Raw genomic sequence first — 16977 nt, forward strand, 5'->3', positions numbered from 1 at the left:
AACCCTCGGAAGGGCTCAGCCGTCGGAATGGCTCAGCCGTCGGAAGGGCTCGGTGAGGCGCTGGGTGAAGCGCTGGGTGAAGCGCTCGGTGAAGCCGATGCGCTCGCCGAGGGCGACACGCTCGCACCCGCCTCAGGCTGGACCTCGTTGACGTCCCCGTCGACGTCAGTGGGGGCCGATGCGCCCGTCGCCACCCGCGCCACCACCGGTAGGTGGTCGGACCAGCCCACGCCGTACGTCTCGAACGAGGTGAACTCGACTCCGCGGCCGAACAGGTGGTCGAGGGTGTCCGTCTCGAGCCCCGACGGGTCGTTGCCGAGGTAGGTCGGCGCGGGCACGTCGAGCACCTGCTGGGCGTCCGCGAAGCCCGCGGCCACGAGCGCGTCGACCACGGTGTCGGACGGCTCCGGCGCGAGCGACAGGCCCAGGACCAGGGGTTGGGGGCCGGACAACCAGTCGCTGAGCGCCTCGGCCTGACCGCCATCCTCGGCGATGGACGGGATGTGCGCGGTCGCGAAGGTCGCGCCCATGAAGTCCACGGCGACGGCGCTGCGGCTGACGCCGTCCTCGCTCGCGGGCAGCTCGAGCGTGCGCGGCTCGCCGAACGCGCGCGACGTGAGGATTGCGTTGCCGAGCTGCGGCTCGTGCGCGCCCGCATAGACGAAGGGCAGCCGCAGCTCGCCCGCGAGGTACTCGAGCATGTCGGTGCCGCCGGCGATGAGGAGGCCGCGGTCGACCTCCTGCAGCATGACGACGTCGGCGGCCGATCCCCGCAGGGTCGCGTCGATCTCGTCGAGCGCGATCGAGGGCCCGCCCGTGACGCGCGGCTGGACGCCAGCGTGGAGGTTCCACGTCAGCGCCGTGGGCGCGATGAGGAAGTCCTTCGACAGGTTGCGCTCGGTCTCGTAGGTCGCGTGGGTCCAGAAGGCGAGACCCACGGCCACGATGATGCCGGTCGCCGCACCCACGAGCACGCCTGGCGCGATCCACCCCTGCGGGACGCGCCCGCTCGAGGGGCTCGCGGAGACGGCCGATGCGCCCGCCGCCTGGTCCCGTGCGTTCACTTCCGCGGCGTCCTGGCCTGCGGGCGTGGGACCGCCCGTGTCGCCGGCGCCGCGCGCCGTCTCGTCGGGGGCGCTCTCCGCGGCGTTCGTGGTGGAGGCGGCGGCAGGCGAGGCGCCCGAGGTCCACGCGAACCACGCGGCTCCCGCGATCAGCGCCGCGCCGGCGAGCACGAACGGCACGGTCGTCGTCCCCGTCAGCCCGAGGCTCGAGTCGACGTGTGCCAGGAGAGGTGCCGCCACGATCGCCAGGCCGAACACGGTCGCTGCCCCCAGCCGGCGCATCGGCGAGCTGTCGGCCGGACGCAGGACGGCAGCGGCCGACAGGGCCGCCACGGCGGTGACGATCGGCAGCGACACGGCCGCGACGAGGCCGGGACGCAGCAGCAGGACGGCGAGCGCGGCGAGGCCGAGGACGGCGAGCACCGCGACCACCGTCCGAGACGTGCGGTGCACCTGCGCGGCGAGCACCGCGCCGGTCAGCAGCGACACGATCGCGAGCGCCGAGCCCGCGGACATGCGCACGTCGGCCTGGGCGTTGACCCACGCGACGTTCGCGAGGAGCGCGACCGTGAGGCCCCAGAACAGCCCGTACGCCCACCAGCCTCGGGAGGCGCCGACGGGCTCGAGGTCGCGGCACAGCCAGCCCATGAGCACCGCGAGCGCGGCGACGACGCCGAGCGCGACCCACCCAAGCAGGTCGAAGCGCCACACCGCGTCCCAGGTGCGCAGGACGGTCTGCTCCGCGACGGCGGCCGCCGCGCCCAGGGCGGTGCCGGCGACCGTCGGCCCCGCGCCGCCGTTGCCGAGCGCCATGCGAGCGGCGAGGACGACGGTGGTGAGGGCGAGCGCGAGCAGGTAGAGGCCGGCGTTGATGAGCCACAGGCCCTCGAGGAAGGGAAGGCCGATCCGGAGCACGCCCACGACGGCGAGCATGAACAGCAGCACCATCCCGGCGCCGAAGTGGCGGCCGGCGAGCGCACACAGCCATGCGAGCACGCCTCCGGCGGCGAACGCCGCGAGCGCCGCGAGAACGGCGAGCAGTCCGCTGTCGGCGGCAAGCCCCGACAGCAGCGGGCCGGCGCCCCTCACGGCGTCGATGAGCAGCCAGCTCGCGACGGCGACGAGTCCCAGCACGCGCCGCGCGGCGCTTCCCCCCTCGGACGTGTCCATGATCGACACCGTACCTGGGCTCAGGCGGGGTCGGCGATCTCGCAGATGACGGTGCCCGAGCTCACCGACGCGCCGACGGCGTGGTCGAGGCCGGTGATCGTCCCGGCCTTGTGGGCGACGAGCGGCTGCTCCATCTTCATGGCCTCGAGGACGACGATGAGGTCGCCCTCGGCGACGGTCGCGCCGTCCTCGACCGCGATCTTCACGATCGTGCCCTGCATGGGGGAGGTCAGCGACGTGCCCGACGCGCCGCGAGCAGCGCCGCCGGTGCCGCGGCGAGCGCCGCGCTTCGTGGGCGCTCCGCGTCGCGCGCTCGCGCGTCCCGCCTGCGCCAAGGACGCGGGAAGGACGACCTCGAGGCGCTTGCCGCCGACCTCGACGACCACGCGCTCGGTGGGCTCGTACTCCGGTGCGGGGTCGGCACCCGCGCCGGCGCCACCCAGCTCGGCGACCGCATCGGCGAACTCGGACTCGATCCACGTGGTGTAGACGCCGAAGCGGCCGTGCGAGGCGGAGAACTCGGGGGCGTCGAGCACGGCGCGGTGGAACGGCAGCACCGTCGGGATGCCCTCGACCTCCATCTCCGCGAGAGCGCGGCGGGAGCGCTCGAGGGCCTGCTCGCGGGTCGCGCCGGTGACGATGACCTTGGCGATCATCGAGTCGAAGTTGCCCGACACGGTGTCGCCCTCGCGGACGCCGGCGTCGATGCGCACGCCGGGGCCGGTGGGGAAGCGCAGCGTGCGGATGGTGCCGGGGGCCGGCATGAAGTTCAGCGCGGGGTTCTCGCCGTTGATGCGGAACTCGAAGGAGTGGCCGCGCGTGACGGGCTCGAGCACGGAGATGGGCTCGCCGGCCGCGATGCGGAACTGCTCGCGCACGAGGTCGACGCCGGTGACCTCCTCGGTCACGGGGTGCTCGACCTGGAGGCGGGTGTTGACCTCGAGGAAGCTGATCGTGCCGTCGACGCCCACGAGGTACTCGCAGGTGCCCGCGCCCTCGTAGCCGGCCTCCGCGAGGATGGCCTGGCTCGCCTCGATCAGGCGACGGTTCTGGTCCTCGGTCAGGAACGGCGCGGGCGCCTCCTCGACCAGCTTCTGGTGGCGGCGCTGCAGCGAGCAGTCGCGCGTCGACACCACCACGACGTTGCCGTGGCGGTCCGCGAGGCACTGAGTCTCGACGTGGCGGGGCTTGTCGAGGAAGCGTTCGACGAAGCACTCGCCGCGGCCGAAGGCGGCCACCGCCTCGCGCGTCGCGGAGTCGAACAGCTCGGGGATCTCCTCGCGGGTGCGGGCGACCTTGAGGCCGCGGCCGCCGCCGCCGAACGCCGCCTTGATGGCGACGGGCAGGCCGTGCTCGTCGGCGAACGCGAGGACCTCGTCGGCGTTGGCCACGGGGTCCTTGGTGCCGGGGACCAGCGGGGCGCCGGCGCGCTGCGCGATGTGACGCGCGCTGACCTTGTCGCCGAGCGCGTCGATCGCCGCGGGAGAGGGGCCGATCCACGTGAGCCCGGCGTCGATGACGGCCTGCGCGAACGCGGAGTTCTCCGCGAGGAAGCCGTAGCCCGGGTGCACCGACTGCGCGCCCGAGCGGCGGGCGACGTCGATGATCTTCTCGATGTCGAGGTAGGTCTCGGCGGCAGTCGATCCGCCGAGGGAGTAGGCCTCGTCCGCGAGGTGGACGTGCGGCGCGTCGCGGTCGGGCTCCGCGTAGACCGCGATCGAGCGCAGGCCGGCGTCGGCGCACGCACGGATCACGCGCACCGCGATCTCGCCGCGGTTGGCGATCAGGACGGAGGAGAAGGCAGACACGCGGCTACGGTAGCGCGGCGGTGAACGCGTTCCCCAACGGGGCGCGGGCGGGGCAGGAACTTTGGTCGCCGGGATAAGGCTCGGTCGACCCGTTTGTGGGATCCGAACAACGAGCTTGGCGATTTCTTGGGCTACGGGCGCGTAGGTTGTGGCACGTCCACAATCGGGCGTCGTCAGCCGCGCAGCTCGTGGAAGTCCACTCCCAGGGTCCGCAGCAGCACGCGCAGCAGCGGCAGGCTCACGCCCACCACGCCGTGGTAGTCGCCCTCGATCGCCGTGACGTAGGGGCCGCCGAGGCCGTCGACCGTGAACGCCCCCGCGACCTTGAGAGGCTCTCCCGTCGCGACGTACGCGTCGATCTCCGCGTCGCTGAGGTCCGCGAAGTGCACGACGGTCGAGGAGGTGTCGCCCGCGATGGTCGCGGCACCCGTCGGTCCTCGGCGGTCGCGGCGGTTGTCGATCAGGGCATGGCCGCTGTGCAGGATGCCGGTCTGGCCGCGCATCGCGCGCCAGCGCTCCCGTGCGACGCCGGGGGAGTGCGGCTTGCCCAGGATGTCGCCGTCGAACTCGAGCATCGAGTCGCAGCCGAGCACGATCGCGTCCGGGTCGTGGCGCGCGACCACGTCGTCGGCCTTCGCGCGCGCGAGCAGGTACGGCTGATCCCTCAGCGGCAGCACGGCGCCCGCCGCGCTCGCGGACGCGCGGGCGGCCGCGAGGATCGCGTCCTCGTCCACGCCGCTGACCTCGACGCGCGGCTCGACGCCAGCCGAGCGCAGCGTCGCGAGCCGGGCAGGTGACTGAGAGGCGAGCAGAAAGGGGACGGCCATGGTCGCGAGCCTAACGGCCACGCGGCTGTCGCCACCGACCCGTCCCTCGCGATGCAGCTGGTCCCACTCTCGCTCCTGAGGAGAGCGCGCCGATGCGCGGGCGGCCTGCACGCGCCCGCCGGACTCTCGCCGGCCCGGGGAGGAGGTCCGGGCCGGCGAGAGGTGCGCCGCGGGACTACCCGGCGAGGTGCGGTGCGACGGCGGAGGAGAAGGTCTCCGCGGTGCGGCGCGCGACCTCGTCGTACGGCGCGGACCAGACGTCCTGATTGAAGATCTCGACCTCGACGTCGCCGTCGTAGCCGGTGGCCTCGACGGCCTGAGTGAGCGAGGCGAAGTCGATGACGCCCTCGCCCATGTAGCGGCGGCCGAGCAGCACGTCGGCCGGCAACGGGGTCGCGAAGTCGCACACCTGGTAGGTCGCGATGCGGCCCTCTCGACCGGCGCGAGCGATCTGCTCGAGGACCTGCGGGTCCCAGAACACGTGGAACGTGTCGACGGTGACGCCCACGACGCTCGGGTCGAAGGGCGCGGCGAGGTCGAGCGCCTGGCCGAGCGTCGACACGACCGCGCGGTCGGTGGCGTACATGGGGTGCAGCGGCTCGATCGCCAGGGTGACCCCCGCGGAGGCCGCGTGGGGTGCCAGCTCGGCGAGCGCATCGGCCACCCGGGCGCGGGCGTCGACGATGTCTCGTGAGCCGTCGGGCAGCCCGCCCACGACCAGCACGAGGACAGGCTTCGAGCCGGGTGCGCCGGCAGCCGCGAGCCGTGCCGTCTCCTCGATCGCGACGATGTTGTCGGCGATGGACGCGCGACGCTCGGGGCCCTCGGGCACCGTGAAGAAGCCGCCGCGGCAGTGCGTCGAGACCCGCAGGCCGGACGCCTCGATCATCGACTCCGCGGTGTCGAGCCCGACGGCCTGGACGGGCTCGCGCCACGTGCCGAGGGCCTCGTAGCCGGCGCCGACGGCGGCGTCGATGGCCTCCGCGAGCGACGCCGTGCGGACGGTGGCCTGGTTGAGGGACAGGCGGGGGTGCGCGGCCATCACGCCTCGATCCCATTGAGCGAGAGCATGCCGTGCCACCGCTCGAGCGCGAGCTCGGGCTTCTCGAGGGCGCCGCACGCGTTGGCGAGCTCGACGATGCGCGACAGGTGCGGGAGCGAGCGCGCGGAGTGGAGCCCGCCGACCATCTGGAACGCATCCTGGTGCCCGTTGAGCCAGGCCATGAACGCGACGCCCGTCTTGTAGTAGAAGGTGGGCACCGCGAAGATCTGTCGGGACAGCTCCTCGGTGGGGCCCAGGATCGCGCGGTAGCCGTCGACGTCTCCCGCATCGAGCGCCTGGATGGCCCCCGAGGCGTGCGGGCCGAGCGCCGCGAACGCTCCGAGCAGCGCGTCCGAGTGGCCCTGCTCGTCGCCCTCGATGAGGGAGACGTAGTGGAAGTCGTCGCCGGTGAGCATGCGCGCCGAGTCGGGCAGGCGCCGCCGGACGGCGATCTCGGAGTCCGAGTTGAGCAGGCTCATCTTGACGCCCTGCACGGCCTGCGGGTTGGCCTCGATGATCGCGAGCAGCGTGTCGGAGGCGACGGCCCAGTCGTCGGACCCGAAGTAGCCCGCGAGCTGCGGGTCGAAGGCGGTGCCGAGCCAGTGCAGCACGACGGGCTTGCCGGCGACGGACAGCACCTCGTCGTAGACGCGGCGATAGTCGTCCGCGGTCTGCGCGGCGCGGGCGAGGTGACGGCTGGCCATGAGCACGGCGCCCGCGCCGGCGTCCTCGGCGTGGAACAGCTGCTCCTTGTAGGCGTCGATCACCTCGTCGAGAGAGATGACCTGGTCCTCGACGTGGTCGGTGTTGACGCCCACCACGAGCGCGCCACCGACGCGGTTCGCCTCAGCGGCCGAGCGCACGATCAGCTCGCGCGTGGCGGCGGCGTCGAGGCCCATGTTGCGCTGGGCGGTGTCCATCGCATCGGCCACGCCCAGGCCCCAGGAGTACAGGTGGTGGCGGTAGGCGAGCGTCGCGTCCCAGTCGATCTGCGCCGGGATGCCAGGGGTGTTGTCCGCGTGGGCGACCGGGACCACGTGCGCGGCCGCGTAGGCGACGCGAGAGGTGAGCGGGCCGGTGGGCCGGGTGAGGGCCGATGCGGGGGCGAGGTCGACGCGTGACGTCGCCCCCGCATCGGACAGCAGGGTGAGCTGGGTCACGTCAGCTCTCCGCGACGGTGGGCGCCTCGGCTCCGGCGGGGGAGGCGGGCACGCCGTCGACGCTCAGCTCGGGCAGGTCGGTGCGCGCGCCGGTGCGGTGCGACTCGAGGCCCTTCTCCGCGAGCAGCATGCCGCGGGCGCCGGCGAGGAAGTCGTACGGGTGCGGGCCGTCCTCCGCGACGTGGCGGATGAACTCCTCCCACTGCGCGCGGAAGCCGTTGATGGCCTCCTCCGTGTCGGGCACCTCGACCCAGGTGGCGTCGAAGTCGATCTCGTTCTTGAGGTCGGGGTTCCACACAGGCTTGGGGGTCGCGTTGCGCGGCTGGATCTTGCAGCCGAACAGCCCGACGACCGCGGAGCCGTGGGTGCCGTCGACCTGGAACTCGACCAGCTCGTCGCGGTTGACGCGCGTGGTCCAGCTCGAGTTGATCTGGGCGGTGATGCCGCCGGCGAGCTCGAAGATGCCGTACGCGGCGTCGTCGGCGGTGGCGACGTAGGTCTCGCCGTTCTCATCGACGCGACGGTCGATCTCGGTGACGGCGCGGGCGTAGACGGACTCGACGCGGCCGAAGAGGTTCTCGAGCACGTAGTTCCAGTGGGGGAACATGTCGACGACGATGCCGCCGCCGTCCTCGGAGCGGTAGTTCCAGCTCGGGCGCTGCGACGGGTGCCAGTCGCCCTCGAAGACCCAGTAGCCGAACTCGCCGCGCACCGACAGGATGCGGCCGAAGAATCCGGAGTCGACGAGGCGACGGAGCTTGATGAGCCCGGGCAGGTACAGCTTGTCGTGGACGACGCCGTTCTTGATACCGGCCTCGGTCGCGAGGCGCGACAGCTCGAGGGCCTCGTCGAAGGACTCCGCAGTGGGCTTCTCGGTGTAGATGGCCTTGCCCGCGGCGATGGCCTTCTTGATGGCCTTGGCGCGGGCCTTGGTGACGAGGAAGTCCGCGTAGATCTCCCAGCGGTCGTCCGCGAGGGCCTCGTCGAGGTTGGTCGTGTAGTGCTCGAGGCCGTGGCGCTCGGCGAGCTCGCGCAGCTTGTCCTCGTTGCGGCCGACGAGCAGGGGCTCGACCTGGACCTTCGTGCCGTCCGAGAGCTCTACGCCCCCGGCCTCGCGGATCGCGAGGATGGACCGCACCAGGTGTTGGCGGTAGCCCATGCGTCCGGAGACGCCGTTCATGATGATGCCGATGGTGCGCGTGGCCACTGTGCCCTCACTTCTTGAGTCTCGCCCGCCGCCTCGTTGCCGCGGTGCTCCTACGTGTTTCGTCCGCGGGCTCCTCGCCCCGAACGGAAAGCGTTTACCGAGTGTAGGCAGAAGGTGAGTGCGCGCGCAAGCCCGGCCCGCGCATCGGCGCGTCGGGCACCGGGGATCCGTGAGCGCAGTTCTCACGTGCGGAGCCGCGTGCCGCGCGTGGGTGCTGGACCCGCCGAGCGGCGTGCGTCGCCGAACACAGGGAACTCTGGCGAAGGTGCCGGCGCGGCGCGCCGTGGAACGCGCGGTGCCGGGAGATCTGCGAATCGTGCCCGCGGTTGCGATCGGGGACTGGGGGAGGGCTCAGCGGCCGGGGGTCGACTCCCGCACGATGACCTCCGTGCTCACGAGCTCCGCGCTCGCGTCCCCGTCGGCCAGCGCGAGCGCGAGCGCCTTCGCGCCCACCTCCTCGAGCGGCAGGCGGACCGTGGTGAGGCGAGGCGTCACGTCGCGTAGCGTCGGGATGTCGTCGAAGCCCGCGACGCCGATGTCCGTGCCCGGCTCGATCCCGAGGTCCCGCATCGCGGACATCGCACCGACCGCCATGACGTCGTTGACCGCGAACACCAGGTCCACGCCGTCGAGGCCGCGCTCGGCGAGCTCGCGCATGCCCTCGTAGCCGCCGTCGCGCGTGAACGCTGCGGGGATGATGCGGTCCGCGGGGATGGGGCTCCCCGCCGAGGCGAAGGCGGCCGTGAACCCCGCGAGGCGGTCGCCCGAGGTGCGCAGCCCGGCGGTGGTGGTGTCGGCCGCTCGCGCGGCAGCCGCCGCGGGGTCGGTCCCTGGCCCGGCCAGCACGGCAGCGTTGCGGTACCCAAGTCTGTGGAGGCGCTCGCCGAGCTCGCGCGCGCCGCCGTGGTTGTCGAGCGGCACGGCGCGGAACGGCGCGTCGGTGGAGGTGATGAAGACCGCGCGGCCGCCGGCGGCCTCGTAGGCGGCGAGCTCAGCGTGCAGGGCGGCCGTGTGCGGGTCGGGAGCGCGACGCGAGGCGGCGAGCACGATGGCCCGAGCGCGCTGGCCACGCATCGCGCGCACCAGCTCCACCTCCCGGGCGGTGTCGCGCGAGGTCTGCGCCATGGTGACGATGAGCCCGTTGCTGGCCGCGGCGTCGACCACCCCCGCGGCGATCGAGGAGAAGTACGGGTCCGCGATGTCGCCGACGAGCAGCGCGACGGTGGTGGTCGTGCCGCGCGCGACGGCCTGCGCGGAGGTGTTCGCCGTGTAGCCCAGGCGCTCGGCCGCCGCGAGCACGAGCTGGCGGTTGGACTCCTTGACGTTGCGCGTCGACCCGTTCAGCGTGCGCGACGCCGTCGCGAGCGAGACCCCGGCCTCGCGCGCCACATCGTGCAGCGTCACGGGGGAGGTCCGCTCGAGGTCGGTCACCGGTGCTCCTAGCGTCGGGGGCGCCGGAGTGGCGCTCGTGGGGGAGGGCACGTCGCGAGCGTCGGCGGTGACGCTGTGGGGCAAGCCGTCCGGAGATAGCCTGGCACGCGGGACACCAGGTGTCACGCGGCTGAGGTGCGTGTCGGCGTTCCGGAGATAGCGCTTTCCCCCGGCGCGGGTTAGTGTGGATAGCGCTTTCCAATGACGCAAGCTGGCGCCATCCGCCCCCACGACGGCGCCGCGACCACCCCCAAGGAGCACACCGACGTGACCCCCGACCGCGCCGTGATCGCCGAGGACCGCGGTGACCGCATCGTCCTCACGGCGGGCGAGAGAGAGCTCGCCCACTACGTCTACCGACCGACCGACGTCCGCCTCGAGTCCCCGCGGCCGTACCTGAGCCCGATCCACACGCTCGGCGGGTCCCTCGTCTCGCTGTTCCGGCCGCACGACCACGTGTGGCACAAGGGCATCGCGTGGTCGCTTCCCGTCGTCGGCGACGAGAACTTCTGGGGCGGTCCCACCTTCGTCCGCGGCGACGGCTACGTGCAGCTGCCCAACAACGGCGAGCAGCGCCACGACGCCTTCGCGCTCGACCACGCCGAAGGAACCGCGACGCTGTCCGAGACGCTCACGTGGGTCACGGAGGCCGGCGAGCACGTGTTCGACGAGCGCCGCACGCTCACCGCACGGATCGTCGACGCCGAGACCTGGGAGCTGGGATTCGAGACCCGGATGACCTCGACGACGGACCGCGTCCTGTCCATCGGCTCGCCGACCACGCGCGGCCGCGACAACGCGGGCTACGGCGGGCTGTTCTGGCGCGGCCCGCGGTCCTTCACGGGAGGCACGATCGTGGCGCCCGATGCGGAGGGCGGCGACGAGCTGCGCGGGACGCGCGCGCCGTGGATGGGGTTCCGCGGCGTCCACGACGGCGACGGCGCCGTGTCCACGGTGGTCATGGCCGACCACCCCGCCAACGTGGCGCACCCGCCGCAGTGGTTCGCGCGCACCGAGGACTTCGCGTGCCTGTGCCCCGCGCCCTTCTTCTCGGAGGAGCGCCCGGTCGCGCCCGGCGAGACGCTGCACGAGCGCTACCTCGTCCTCGTCCACGACGGCGGCTGGAGCAGCGCCGATGCGGGCGCGGCCGTCGCTCGCTCGCTCGCTTCCGGCACGGGGTCGGTTGACGTCGTGTCGAGCGCCGATGCGGGTCGAGCGTGAGCGGCCCCCTCGCCCCGGGAGGGACGTCGGTGAGCGCGCTCACCGTCTACGACACGGTGGCGCCGGACGGGCTCGCCGGCGGCAGCCCGCACCTGCATGCGGTCGCGACGGAGGCGTACCTCGTCACGGCCGGCGCCGGCGAGCTGCACACGATCGACGCGGACGGCTTCCGGTCGACGCCGCTCGAGGCGGGCGCCACCGTGTGGTTCTCGCCAGGCGTGGTCCACCGAGCGGTGAACCTGGGCGGGCTCGAGGTGCGGGTGGTGATGTCGCACGCAGGCCTGCCGGAGGCCGGAGATGCCGTGCTGACGTTCCCCGACGCCGTGCTCGCGGATCCTCGGCGCTACGCTGAGGCCGCCGCGCTGCCGGGGCCTCAGGCGGCGCCGTCGGAGCGGCTCGAAGCGGCGCTGCGCCGGCGCGATCTCGCGGTGGCCGGCTACCGGGAGCTCTTCGTCGACACCGCGCACGGGCGCGTGGTGAGCCCTGAGGCGTTGGCGCGGCTGCGCACGCGCGCCGCGGCCCTGGTCGCTCCGCGAATTGACGCCTGGCGGCAGGTGGCCGCGGCCACCGTCGACCGGGTCGCGGCCGAGACCGCCGCGCGGCTCGACGCGCTGGCGAGGGGCGAGTTGGCAGCCCTCGCCGACGCGCGGGTGACCGTCCCCGCGACGGAGCACGCCTACGGCATGTGCGGCGTGCTCCAGAAGGAGGCGCCGCCCCACGACACGCACCCGACCGACCTGACCCCTGGAGGATCCCGATGACCACGACCCTGCGAGCGGCGATCGTCGGCACCGGCGCCATCGCCCACGCCCACGCGGAGGCCCTCTCTGCGATCCCGGGCGGCACCCTCGTCGCCGTGGCCGACCGCGATCCCGCGAGCGCCGCGGCCTTCGCCGAACGGTTCGGCGGGGCGGTGCATGAGTCCCTCGAGGACCTGCTCGCGGTGGAGCGGCCCGACGTCGTGCACATTTGCACGCCGCCGGGCGTCCACGCACCGCAGGCGATCGCCGCGATGGAGGCCGGCGCGCACGTCGTGTGCGAGAAGCCCGCGGCGCTGTCCCTCGCCGAGCTCGACCGCATGGTCGAGGCCGCCGGGCGCACTGGGCGCGAGCTCGCGATCGTCTTCCAGCAGCGCACCGGGACCGCGGCAGCCCACGTCAAGGACCTGCTCGACGCGGGCGCGCTGGGGCGACCCCTCGTCGGGGTGTGCCAGACGCTGTGGTTCCGCGACCAGGCCTACTTCGACGTGCCGTGGCGCGGCAAGTGGGCGACCGAGGGCGGCGGGCCGACGCTCGGGCACGCGATCCACCAGATCGATCTCCTCGCGTACCTGCTGGGGGAGTGGGAGTCGGTGCGCGCCGACCTCTGGCGAATCGACCGCGAGACCGGCACTGAGGACTCCTCGACGGCGACCGTCACCTTCGAGTCCGGCGCCGTCGCGTCGGTCGTGACGAGCGCGGTGTCCCCACGCGAGGTCTCCGCGATCCGGATCGACACGGAGCGCGCGACCGTCACCGTCGAGCACCTCTACGGCCACGGCCACGACCACTGGCGCATCACTCCCGCGCCCGGCGTCGCGGAGGACGAGGTCGCGCGCTGGGCGCTGCCGAGCATGGAGGAGCCGAGCGGGCACGTCCCGCTGCTGCGCGAGATCTACGGAGCGCTCGCTGCTGGCGAGCCGCTGCCGCCGCTCGCGGCGGACCCCGCACGGTCCTTCGAGATCGTCACGGCGGTGTACTCCTCGGCGGCCCACGACGGTGCCCGGGTCGCGCGCCAGTCGCTGCGCGAAGACACCGCGCGCATGGCCAGCCTCGAAGCGCCGGTGACCGAGCGCCGGCCCGGTCGGCGCGCCCTGAGCTGACCGCTTCGGGCTCCTGAGCGCGCCCGCGGAGGTTGCGAAACGGTCACGGTTTGAAACGTTTCCGGTTTCCCGTTGACCGGTCCCAAACTTTGGGTTACGTTACGGATAGCGCTTTCCAAGGGAGGAGGGTGCGGCGGTACCGCCCCCACGATGCCGCCACCTAGGAGAACAACGAAGTTTTCGGGAGGAATGTGATGTTCAACGTTCACAAGCGCCGCGGGATTCTCGCTGCGGCTGCGCTCACCACGGCCGGGGCCCTGACGCTCGCGGCCTGCTCATCGGACAGCTCGGACCCGGAGACCTCCGGTTCCAACGGCGGCGGTGAGGGCTCCGGCGGCGAGGCGGTCACCCTCGACTTCGCCTTCTGGGGCAACGACGTCCGCGCCGACCTGTACAACCAGGCCATCGCGCTCTTCCAGGAGGAGTACCCGAACATCACGGTGAACTCGACGTTCCTGGGCTACCCCGAGTTCTGGGAGAAGCGCCAGACGGAGGCGGCCGGTGGCGGCCTGCCCGACGTCATGCAGTTCGACTACTCGTACCTGCGCCAGTACTCCGAGAACGGCCTGCTGCTCGACCTCGGCCCGCACCTGGGCAACGAGATCGCCACGGACGGCTTCACGGAGCAGATCCTCGGCATCGGCGTCGTGGGCGGCACCACCACCGCCATCCCGATCTCGACCAACGCGTGGGGCATGTACACCAACCCGCAGCTGCTCGAGGGAGTGGGCGTCGCCGACTTCGCCGGCGGCTCGTGGGAGGACTACCAGGCCTGGATGGCCGAGGTCACCGAGGCCTCCGGCGGCGAGATCTGGGGCGGCACCGACTACACGGGCCGCATCCAGAACTTCGAGGTGCAGCTGCGCGCCGAGGGCAACAACCTGTTCAACGAGGACGGCACCCCCGGCTTCGACGAGGCTCGCCTCGCCGAGTTCTGGGAGTCGGGCGCCTCGATGCGCGGCGACGGCGCGAGCGGCATCTCGCAGCAGCGCCTGGAGGAGATCAACCCGCTGTCCGGCTTCGGCGCGGCGCTGACCACCTCCGAGCTGACGTGGGACAACTTCGGCGGCGGCTACCTGGGCGAGCTCGGCGAATCCTACACCGAGCTGGGCCTCATCGCCCCGCCGGTCACCGTCGAGGGTGCCAAGGACCTCTACCAGAAGCCGTCGATGCTCCACGCGATCGCGGCCAACACCGACAACGCGGCCGAGTCCGCGATGCTGGTCGACTTCCTGGTGAACTCGCCCGAGGTGGGCGCCATCTTCGGCACCAACCGCGGCCTGCCGGCCTCGGCTGACATGCGCGACGGCATCACCTTCGAGGGTCTCGACGAGCAGATCCGTGCGTACGAGGAGTCCATCGCGGACCGCCTCGGCGACGCCCCGCCCGTGCCGCTGGTCGGCTACGGCTCGCTCGAGGAGAAGTTCCGCGTGCTCGGCACCGAGCTCGGCTTCGGCACCGTCTCCGTCGACGACGCCGTCAGCCAGTTCTTCGCCGAGATGGACGTCGTCCTCAACTCCTGACCGTGCCGCCCTGGGGGTCCGCCGCGTGCGGGCCCCCGGGGTAGCCTCAGTCCCACCCAGGAGAGAAAGTGACCAGCACCGTGCCCCGTGCCGCAGAAGCCACGGAGTCGCGCGGAGGGGACAACGCCCCCGCCACGCGATCGCCCCGCCACGAGACCCAACGATCACGCCACTGGCGCGAGAACCTCGCCGGCTACGGATTCCTGACACCCTGGCTCGTCGGGTTCTTCGGCCTCACGCTGATCCCGATGGTCTACTCGCTGTACCTCAGCTTCACCAGCTACAACATCTTCTCGCCGCCCGAGTGGATCGGCTTCGACAACTACATCCGGATGTTCGAGGACCCGGTCTACCTCAACTCGGTCAAGATCACGGCGATCTACGTGCTCGTGGGCGTTCCGATCAAGCTCGCCGCCGCCCTGGGCGTCGCGATGCTGCTGAACTACCGCGACCGGGGAGCGGGCTTCTTCCGCTCGTCGTTCTACGCCCCGTCGCTCATCGGCGCCTCGGTGTCCGTCGCGATCGTGTGGCGCGCGATGTTCTCCACCGACGGCCCCGTCGACGACACCCTCAGCTTCTTCGGCCTCGAGATCGGCGGCTGGGTGGGCAACGTCGCGCTCGTGCTGCCCATGATGATCCTGCTGGCGGTGTGGCAGTTCGGCGCACCCATGGTGATCTTCCTCGCGGGCCTCAAGCAGGTGCCACGCGAGCTCTACGAGGCGGCCGACATGGACGGCGCGGGACCCATCCGCAAGTTCAAGTCGATCACCCTGCCGATGCTCTCCGCGGTGGTGTTCTTCAACCTGCTGCTCGAGATCATCGGGGCCTTCCAGGTGTTCTCGTCGGCGTACATCATCTCGAACGGCTCCGGCGGGCCGGCCGGCATGACCAACTTCTACACGGTCTACCTCTACAAGCGGGCCTTCACCGACGGCCAGATGGGCTACGCCTCCGCGATGGCGTGGGCGCTCGTCATCGTCGTCGCGATCCTCGCCTTCGTCCTGTTCCGCACCTCGAAGATGTGGGTGCACTACCAGGGAGACAGCAAGTGAGCACCCTGCGCGAGATCCGCACCCCCGTCGAGCCCACGCCCGGCCGCCGCGCGGACAAGCCCCGCTTCACCCGCAAGCAGATCAACACCGCGATCTGGTTCGTGGTCCTCATGGCGTTCACCGCGATCGTCCTGTACCCGCTGCTGTGGCTGCTCATGTCGACGTTCAAGGACAACAGCGAGTTCGGCCAGAACCAGGGCCTCGTCCCCAACGACCCGACCCTCGACAACTACGTCAAGGTGTTCGAGGGCATCGCGGGCGTGCCGATGTGGCGCTTCTTCACCAACTCCGCCATCATCGCGATCGCCGCGACCTTCGGCACCCTGCTGAGCTCGTCGATGGCGGCCTACGCGTTCGCGCGCATCCGCTTCCGCGGCGTCGGGATCTTCTTCGCGGCGATGATCGGCACGCTGCTGCTGCCGTTCCACGTCGTGATCATCCCGCAGTACATCATGTTCAACAACCTGGGCATGATCGACACCTACTGGCCGCTGATCCTGCCCAAGTTCCTCGCGACCGAGGCGTTCTTCGTCTTCCTCATGGTCCAGTTCATGCGCGGCATCCCGCGCGAGATGGACGAGGCCGCGAGGGTCGACGGCGCCGGCCACGTGAGGACCTTCACGTCGATCATGCTCCCGCTGATCCAGCCCGCGCTGGTGACGAGCGCGATCTTCAGCTTCATCTGGACGTGGAACGACTTCCTCGCGCCGCTGATGTACATCACGAGCCCGGAGAAGTACCCGCTCCCCATCGCGCTACGCCTGTACAACGACCAGACCAGCACCTCGGACTACGGAGCGACCGTGACGGCATCGTTCATCGCCCTGATCCCGATCCTGCTGTTCTTCCTCGTCTTCCAGCGCTTCCTGGTGGCGGGCGTGGCGACGCAGGGGCTCAAGGGCTGACATGGGCATCTCACGGGAGCAGCGTGCCGCACGGCGACTGGACCGCGACGGCATCGGCCCGGTCCTGCACGACCGGCCCATCGGCGCGTGGCCCGGCGCCGTGGGCGGCTTCGCCCTCTGGGGCGAGGTGCTGCTCACCGGCATCATGGTGACGATCGCCTCGCTCGGCGTCGTGACGGCGCCGGCCGCGCTCGCGGCCGGCAGCCGCCACCTGACCCGGTACGCGCGCTCCGAGTCGTCTCGGTGGGCGCTGTTCTGGCGCGATGTGCGCGCGGCGCTTCCCGGAGGCATCGGCATCGGCGCGGCTGCGGCGGTGCTCGCCACCGTCCTCGCCGTCGACATCTCGCTCGCGCGCACCGGCGTGCTGCCCGCGGCCCCCGTGGTCGAGGCGATCAGCTGGGCTGGTCTCCTCGCCGCGGGCACCGTGCTGCTGGCCGCGGCCGGGCAGTGGGACGCCCACGCCGGCTGGCGCGCGGCCGTGATGCGGGCGCTGTCGCAGCTGCGGGGCGACGTCGGCGGCGCGGCGTATCTCGCGTCGACGGTCGCGTTCGTGGGAGTCTGCACCTGGGCGCTTCCGGCGCTGCTGGTGCCCGCGCTCGGCTGCGCGGCCATCGCGGTGGTCGCGATCCCCGCCCGCCCTCGCCGTCGTGACGGCGAGGACCTGGCCTGACCCGGCCGGCGCATCGGCGCTGCTCGGGGCGGGTGG

At 72.1% G+C, this 16977-nt stretch carries 14 protein-coding genes; 7 read left to right on the top strand and 7 right to left on the bottom strand.

Going from position 1 to position 16977, the window contains the following annotated elements; translation table 11 throughout:
* Nucleotides 1–32: 32 nt before the first annotated feature.
* The 7 genes from B7K25_RS10805 to B7K25_RS10835 all read right to left on the bottom strand — a co-directional run bounded on the left by B7K25_RS10805 (nt 33) and on the right by B7K25_RS10835 (nt 9709).
* On the bottom strand, nt 33–2234 hold the full coding sequence (locus B7K25_RS10805; RefSeq protein WP_144018978.1) for a hypothetical protein: 2202 nt from the start codon (nt 2232–2234) through the stop codon (nt 33–35).
* 20 nt (nt 2235–2254) lie between these two features.
* Nucleotides 2255–4042, bottom strand: coding sequence for a biotin carboxylase N-terminal domain-containing protein (locus tag B7K25_RS10810; protein ID WP_084106069.1), 1788 nt, complete (start codon nt 4040–4042; stop codon nt 2255–2257).
* 173 nt (nt 4043–4215) lie between these two features.
* A complete protein-coding gene (locus B7K25_RS10815) occupies nt 4216–4869 on the bottom strand; it encodes a nucleoside triphosphate pyrophosphatase (protein WP_084106070.1) in 654 nt (217 codons plus the stop codon).
* A 175-nt stretch (nt 4870–5044) separates the two neighbouring features.
* Nucleotides 5045–5911: a sugar phosphate isomerase/epimerase gene (locus B7K25_RS10820; RefSeq protein ID WP_084106071.1), complete on the bottom strand. Its 867-nt coding sequence runs from the start codon at nt 5909–5911 to the stop codon at nt 5045–5047.
* Complete coding sequence (locus B7K25_RS10825) at nt 5911–7071, bottom strand: dihydrodipicolinate synthase family protein (protein ID WP_084106072.1); 1161 nt, start codon at nt 7069–7071, stop codon at nt 5911–5913. Before B7K25_RS10825 ends, B7K25_RS10820 begins: the two co-directional genes overlap by 1 nt.
* A gap of 1 nt (nt 7072) precedes the next feature.
* Complete coding sequence (locus B7K25_RS10830; RefSeq protein ID WP_084106210.1) at nt 7073–8251, bottom strand: Gfo/Idh/MocA family protein; 1179 nt, start codon at nt 8249–8251, stop codon at nt 7073–7075.
* A 378-nt stretch (nt 8252–8629) separates the two neighbouring features.
* Nucleotides 8630–9709 (bottom strand): LacI family DNA-binding transcriptional regulator, encoded by a 1080-nt coding sequence (locus tag B7K25_RS10835; RefSeq protein WP_144018979.1) that lies wholly within the window; start codon nt 9707–9709, stop codon nt 8630–8632.
* Nucleotides 9710–9910: 201 nt separating this feature from the next.
* On the opposite strand from B7K25_RS10835, the gene B7K25_RS10840 reads away from it, so the two are divergent.
* From B7K25_RS10840 to B7K25_RS10870, 7 genes are all read left to right on the top strand, one after another.
* Complete coding sequence (locus B7K25_RS10840) at nt 9911–10930, top strand: PmoA family protein (RefSeq protein ID WP_084106073.1); 1020 nt, start codon at nt 9911–9913, stop codon at nt 10928–10930.
* Complete coding sequence (locus B7K25_RS10845) at nt 10927–11691, top strand: cupin domain-containing protein (protein ID WP_084106074.1); 765 nt, start codon at nt 10927–10929, stop codon at nt 11689–11691. Before B7K25_RS10840 ends, B7K25_RS10845 begins: the two co-directional genes overlap by 4 nt.
* Complete coding sequence (locus B7K25_RS10850; RefSeq protein WP_084106075.1) at nt 11688–12791, top strand: Gfo/Idh/MocA family protein; 1104 nt, start codon at nt 11688–11690, stop codon at nt 12789–12791. The genes B7K25_RS10845 and B7K25_RS10850 overlap by 4 nt, the downstream gene beginning before the upstream one ends.
* A 194-nt stretch (nt 12792–12985) precedes the next feature.
* Nucleotides 12986–14314 carry an ABC transporter substrate-binding protein gene (locus B7K25_RS10855; RefSeq protein ID WP_084106076.1) on the top strand — a complete coding sequence of 443 codons (1329 nt, stop codon included), beginning with the start codon at nt 12986–12988 and terminating at the stop codon, nt 14312–14314.
* A 68-nt stretch (nt 14315–14382) separates the two neighbouring features.
* The gene (locus tag B7K25_RS10860) at nt 14383–15366 is read left to right on the top strand and encodes a carbohydrate ABC transporter permease (protein WP_371328301.1); all 984 of its coding nucleotides are present in this window, start codon (nt 14383–14385) and stop codon (nt 15364–15366) included.
* A gap of 5 nt (nt 15367–15371) precedes the next feature.
* Nucleotides 15372–16271: a carbohydrate ABC transporter permease gene (locus B7K25_RS10865; protein WP_371328305.1), complete on the top strand. Its 900-nt coding sequence runs from the start codon at nt 15372–15374 to the stop codon at nt 16269–16271.
* Nucleotide 16272: 1 nt separating this feature from the next.
* Nucleotides 16273–16941: a hypothetical protein gene (locus tag B7K25_RS10870; RefSeq protein WP_084106077.1), complete on the top strand. Its 669-nt coding sequence runs from the start codon at nt 16273–16275 to the stop codon at nt 16939–16941.
* The last annotated feature ends 36 nt before the right edge of the window (nt 16942–16977 follow it).

The organism is Demequina sp. NBRC 110056 (assembly GCF_002090155.1).
In the GTDB taxonomy this organism is placed as follows: domain Bacteria; phylum Actinomycetota; class Actinomycetes; order Actinomycetales; family Demequinaceae; genus Demequina.

What these genes read in the sequence shown, in the direction of transcription:
- B7K25_RS10805 (WP_144018978.1), bottom strand. Translation starts at nt 2,234, where the DNA reads ATGGACACGTCCGAGGGGGGAAGCGCCGCGCGGCGCGTGCTGGGACTC.
- B7K25_RS10815 (WP_084106070.1), bottom strand. Translation starts at nt 4,869, where the DNA reads ATGGCCGTCCCCTTTCTGCTCGCCTCTCAGTCACCTGCCCGGCTCGCG.
- B7K25_RS10820 (WP_084106071.1), bottom strand. Translation starts at nt 5,911, where the DNA reads ATGGCCGCGCACCCCCGCCTGTCCCTCAACCAGGCCACCGTCCGCACG.
- B7K25_RS10830 (WP_084106210.1), bottom strand. Translation starts at nt 8,251, where the DNA reads ATGAACGGCGTCTCCGGACGCATGGGCTACCGCCAACACCTGGTGCGG.
- B7K25_RS10840 (WP_084106073.1), top strand. Translation starts at nt 9,911, where the DNA reads ATGACGCAAGCTGGCGCCATCCGCCCCCACGACGGCGCCGCGACCACC.
- B7K25_RS10850 (WP_084106075.1), top strand. Translation starts at nt 11,688, where the DNA reads ATGACCACGACCCTGCGAGCGGCGATCGTCGGCACCGGCGCCATCGCC.
- B7K25_RS10855 (WP_084106076.1), top strand. Translation starts at nt 12,986, where the DNA reads ATGTTCAACGTTCACAAGCGCCGCGGGATTCTCGCTGCGGCTGCGCTC.
- B7K25_RS10870 (WP_084106077.1), top strand. Translation starts at nt 16,273, where the DNA reads ATGGGCATCTCACGGGAGCAGCGTGCCGCACGGCGACTGGACCGCGAC.